Annotated in this window: 1 protein-coding gene; it reads right to left on the reverse strand. The window is 40.1% G+C overall.

From position 1 onward, the window contains the following. On the reverse strand, positions 1-2,832 hold a 2,832-nt coding region (locus HMPREF9074_RS11395), incomplete at both ends, for an ArdC family protein (protein WP_034540952.1).

The raw sequence follows: 2,832 nt of genomic DNA on the forward strand, positions 1-2,832 counted from the left end.
GCTTTTTGTCGTACCATACGACTAATGGGTCGAGGTCGGTAGGTTTGAAGTTATTGACGATGTTTTCGACTATTTCTTCATTGAGTTTCTTTCGATTTTGAAAACGTTTCTCATCGGTGTATAGGTCGCTTAGGGGTATGGTTTTAACGCCTGTATATTGCCCAACTTTAGTGTTTTTTTTAGTTTTTGGGGCTTCTGGTTTGGTTTTTTCGTTGCTATGTATTAGTAAAGAATAATATTCTTCTCTTTTTTTACTTTCAAATTTTAAACAAACGAAATCTTTCCCCTCAATGTATTGTTCTTCAATAATACGCTTTGCTTCTTCTATTTTTTCAAGAGACCTTAATGGGGCATATACCTTTATGCCATCATCAAAAGTATTTTTTAGATAAAAATCATTTATGGTAAGATTTTGGTATGAATATATGCCATTTATTCTTCCGTAACTGTTATAAAACGCAATAAACTTATATTTCTTATCGGTATTATCTGCTTTTTCAGTAGCTTTTTTGGCTTCTGGCTTGTTTTTTTCAGCTTTCTTATTGGTTTTTTCGTATTTAGAGAGGAAAGCGGGTTGTCCGGCTGCATCAAGGTTTAGAATGTAGTCGGTGGCAGCTTGCGCCAATGAGGCGGCTTTCATTAGGAATTTGTTGTCGTTTTCGGCTTCTTTTATGGCACTGTTCCAGTTTTTTAGGTAGACAGCGTGGTTTTTGTTAGTGTACCACATTATACCTGCCCAAGCTGATAGGAATACGGCACCAAATTCGGCTACTAACTCTTCTTTGGCATAATCTTCTTTCTCTAACATTAGGTGTATGCCTCTGTCTAAACGCTTGTCGTGTCCGGTGGAGTGTGTGAGCTCGTGGAATAGAATGCGGTAGTAGTCGTTTATGCTGTCGAATTGTTCTTTTTTAGGCATTTTTACATAGTCGCCAGAGGGACTGTAATAGGCTCGGTTGCCCTCGTGTTTGATAGCAGGAGGGTTAGGGTAGTTTTCGACTATAAGGGCGGCGGCTTGGTTTTCGGAAGCGGTATCGGGTACGGCACGCCCTATCTGTAGCTTGTCTAACTGAAAGTCTATGCCCTCGATGCTGGCACCGTTATACACGTTGTAATAGCGTATCATTGGGATACGGGTAACAATGTCTTCAGAGAGTTTGTTTTTTGCAAGATAGTCGATGACTTTTTGGGTGTTGGTAGATGAATAGGCTTTGCGTCCGGTATTTTTGTCGGCTGGGACAATATAGCGGATTGAATAATATACTACCTCATAACCTCTGGTGCCTTTTTTAAGGCGTCCACCGTGTTTTTTTATCTGATTGAACGTTAGAAAATAGGGATTGCGGAACGCGCCAGCAAAGCCGATGCGTTCTTGCAATAATAGACGGTTTACGCCTCTGTATGGTTTTTTGCTGTCGAAATTGAGGGGTATAAAGAAAGCATCGTCTTTCCACGGGCGGTGGTAGTCGCTTGCTTTGGCGGTTTTGAACATACTGATAACTTTGTCGGTTATCATTTTGTATATATCGGCAGCGGGGACGGGCTTGCCAAGCCCTTTTGCTTCATCATCGGGAGCTTCCTCGAAGTAGTCAATGCCAGCAGCAGCAAGAAATGTTAGCTCGTCATCTTGAGAGGGTACAGATAAAGCTGTACGCAGTTTTAGTATGCCTGTTTTTATTAGGTATTGCTTTACTGCATATTTGGCGTTTTCGGTAAGGGTACGTTGCCACGCTTTGGCAGTAGGAGCCCATTTAAAAGCGTGGGATTTGAGGGCTTCGCGTACTTCTTTACTTGGAATGCCGTCAAAGAATATTTGTAAGCGTTGTGCTTCGCCGTTATATATTATTTTTCCACCCTCAATAAGTGTTTCATCTGTGCCTTTGGCTTGATTTTTTTCGAGGGTTGCTATACGGTTTTCTACTTCTTTTATATCTCTATTTAGGTATGGCATTGTAAACCAGCTGTACATATCTTTTTCAGTTGGTTTTCCGCCTTTGTCTATATGGTTTATTATTTGTTCTGTTGTTTCGCTGTCAATATTGTACTGTTTAAATACTGAAATATCTTTGCTTTTTTGATACTCTTTAGCTGCTACAACGCCGTTTTTTAACATTGTTTTTCTGTCTTGTAACATTTTTAGCTTCTGCTGTAGCTTTGTTATAGCATTATTATCAGTACTTTTGATAACATCACCTTCTTCATATTGGTCTGCGGGTTTGTTTTTAGCAATTTTAGCTAATCTTTCTTGTAATTTTTCTTGTAAATCTATATGTTTCAGCAAGCGTTCGTGCTCACTGCGCATAAGTTTTTCGTTACTTGCTATTTTTCTTTCAGTGATACCAGCACCTCCAGTAATAGCAGTACTAAATGTACGAGCACGAATACCAACCATTTCGAGGTAGTTTTTTAGAATATAGCTATATCCTTTGTCGAATGCATAATTATAGGCTTCGAGTGCGCCTGTTTGTTTTGCTTGCTCAAGGTTACTGGTATAGAGTTCGGCAATGCTATTACCAAAACTTTCTTGTTCGCGTTGAGCACGCCCTTTTGGGTCAAAAGATAACCAATGTAAAGAACGTTCGAGTTTGTTGATGTCTAAATCATTCGCAAATTTTTCGGCAGTATAAGGCACAAGTTGTTTACTCTCTACAGCTGTAGTAGCTGTGGGAGTATCAGAAGTTTTTTTTGCTTTTGGAGTAACTTTTACAACTTGCCCTTTAGAGAATTTCCAGCCTTTTTTGAGGCGTCCACAATCGTCGAGGGCTTCGCGGTAGTCGCCTGTGTGGTGTGCGCCAGCAAGGGCTGTAGGAGGGGTTGGATAGTCCTTTATAT

This window comes from Capnocytophaga sp. oral taxon 329 str. F0087 (assembly GCF_000213295.2).
Lineage (GTDB): Bacteria > Bacteroidota > Bacteroidia > Flavobacteriales > Flavobacteriaceae > Capnocytophaga > Capnocytophaga leadbetteri_A.